Origin of the sequence: Phytobacter sp. V69 (genome assembly GCF_965644215.1) — a bacterium.
Taxonomy (GTDB): domain Bacteria; phylum Pseudomonadota; class Gammaproteobacteria; order Enterobacterales; family Enterobacteriaceae; genus Phytobacter.
The window spans coordinates 1-2,280 of record NZ_CBFFRL010000370.1 but is presented as its reverse complement, the minus strand read 5'-3'; the positions used below and the strand labels follow the sequence as shown (position 1 = coordinate 2,280).

The 2,280-nt window shown below is 44.5% G+C and carries 2 protein-coding genes and 1 pseudogene; 1 reads left to right on the top strand and 2 read right to left on the bottom strand.

The genetic code is table 11. The features are described from left to right. Positions 1–473 precede the first annotated feature (473 nt). A complete protein-coding gene (locus ACSZPU_RS25160; RefSeq protein ID WP_499004328.1) occupies positions 474–572 on the top strand; it encodes a YoaK family small membrane protein in 99 nt (32 codons plus the stop codon). 188 nt (positions 573–760) lie between these two features. On the opposite strand, the pseudogene ACSZPU_RS25155 reads toward ACSZPU_RS25160, so the two are convergent. Then, a pseudogene (locus tag ACSZPU_RS25155) lies at positions 761–928 on the bottom strand (isocitrate/isopropylmalate family dehydrogenase); the annotation flags it as partial. Between the two features lie 382 nt (positions 929–1,310). After that, positions 1,311–2,222, bottom strand: coding sequence for a LysR family transcriptional regulator (locus ACSZPU_RS25150; RefSeq protein WP_499004327.1), 912 nt, complete (start codon positions 2,220–2,222; stop codon positions 1,311–1,313). Between the last annotated feature and the right edge of the window lie 58 nt (positions 2,223–2,280).

Below are 2,280 nucleotides of genomic sequence, written 5' to 3'. Positions count from 1 at the left end.
AGTCATGATAATAGGGCCTTCTGATTAGAAGGCCCTATTATCAATGATTTTTATCCTCGTGACGACACTATCTAAAAGCATTGATAAAGATTTCACGAATTCAGTCGTTATTCACATGGAAAGCACTAACGCATTTATGCCAGTCAGTTTACGGATGAGTGATACAGAAAAAAGCCATGCGGCGAGACTCAGCAAAGGCGAAACAATCACCATAACGTGCAAGAGAATGGCTTTTGTCATTGGTTCGCCTTCCGGTAGTAATTGCATTTTTAATTAAAAGCCAGAGGCGTAGCGGTTATCGTCCCCATACAGAATGCTGTTACTGCCATGCATATCAAAGGGGGCCGGGCGATGATGGAGAAGCGCTGTTGCATTAATCTGTTTTTTACAGCAAGATTGCCACAAGGTATAGGCTATGCAGCCTTTAGATGCAATCGTCCAGTGAATCAGGCGATGTGAAGCAAAGAGGATTTATGAGAATAGGTATTGCGTTTCCTATCGTGGTTTTCATCGTCGCAGTGGCGTTTTTGACATGGTTTATTGTTGGTGGTTATGCATCACCCGGTGCGTAGTTTTTTTTAAAGTATCGGTGTTGCCGACGTTCTAAGCACTGCCACCCCGCGATCTATCTTAGTATTACTTTGGTTACCTTCTATTTGAAGGTTAACCTGTCCTCTAAAGGTTTTATCCTGTCTTATCCTTGTGCATAAAAAAAACGGGAACCAATTGGCTCCCGTTCTTCGTAAACCCAAAAACTGGATTACATGTTCGCGATGATCGCGTCGCCAAACTCGCTACATTTCAGCAGCTTAGCGCCTTCCATCAGACGCTCGAAATCGTAGGTCACGGTTTTGGCAGCGATTGCGCCTTCCATGCCTTTCACGATCAGGTCTGCGGCTTCGAACCACTGCATATGGCGCAGCATTACATAGTTAGTATTAAAGCAATCCACTGATTTTATTGAATAATAAAAGTCATTACCGCCTACTAAACAACCAGTAAGTCATAACAACTAACTTATTGATTATAAAAACGATACTTTCAGTTTTGGGGAATGCCTTTGCATTCCAAAAAGGGATTTTAAATCAGACGTATTAACTCAATAATTCAGCGAGTTGCATGGAATTTTCGCCAATGACAGAACAATTCACACCTTTCGAAATCAGTAAGTTATGCATATGGCAAACTTGCAATGGCGAATTTTTCCTGCCAAAAGTCCGCTATGAGCGAAGAATGGACGTTATTCTAATGATCAAAAGGCATGAGGCTGAGTACTCGATGTAAAGGATGGCCATGAACACATTAGCGATTCAGGTTGTTATTAATTCTGAGCATAAGTCTATAAATGCACGAAGCTTGGGTTGATTCCTCGCAGACCTGGGAAAATAGAGGAATAATCCATCGTTACCCGGAGAATGAGTCAGCAAGGCCGCTTCCAGAGAACCATTAGCCAGTTCACGAGAAGTGTGAAAGGTGGAGGAATAAATCAATCCTGCGCCCCTGACAGCGAGGCTACGCATCAATTCCCCGTCATTCACGGTAATCAGTCCTCGAGGCTCAAATCTCTTATTTTCATTATCTTCTACAAACTCCCAGCGATAAACATCCCCCCTTTCGGGGCGACGAAAGCGAATGCATTCATGCTGTTCGAGGTCTTGCGTACTTTGCGGCTTTCCATATTTTTGGAAATATTCGGGAGAACCGAAGACCGCCCACCTGAATGGAGGTGAGAGTCTGATGGCAATCATGTCCTGCTCAATATATGAGCCGATCATGATTCCTGCATCATAACCCTCTGAAACGAAATTCTCATGTCGGTTACTCACCGTAATATCAACATGTATATTCGGCCATGTCTCTCTGAATGCAGGTAAAAGAGGTTCAAGAACATGAGGGAGCGCAAGGCGTTCTACAATCAATTTCAGCGTTCCTGTTGGCATCTTTGCTGATTGTGCAGCGTCTTCAAAACTCATTGCAATCATCTGAGCGGCAGGGGTGATTTGTTGAAGAAGACGCTCGCCAGTTTCTGTCAGTGACATCCTGCGCGTCGTCCGATGGAAAAGCGGTGCACCGAGGCGATGCTCAAGCCGTTGTAAAGCCAGACTTACGGCGCCCGGCGTTTTGCCAATATCAAGAGCTGCCTTTCGAACGCTCAAGCGTTTTGCAATGGCCAGGAACTCATTTAAACCGTCAAAGATGTCGGACTGAACCGCCCCGGGAATCCTGGAGACTAAACTCTTTGAGAGAGAGGTAAACAGGATGACTAAAAACACACGTTTT

Excerpts from the sequence above, each read along its gene's own strand:
- ACSZPU_RS25160 (WP_499004328.1), top strand. The coding sequence starts at position 474 with ATGAGAATAGGTATTGCGTTTCCTATCGTGGTTTTCATCGTCGCAGTG.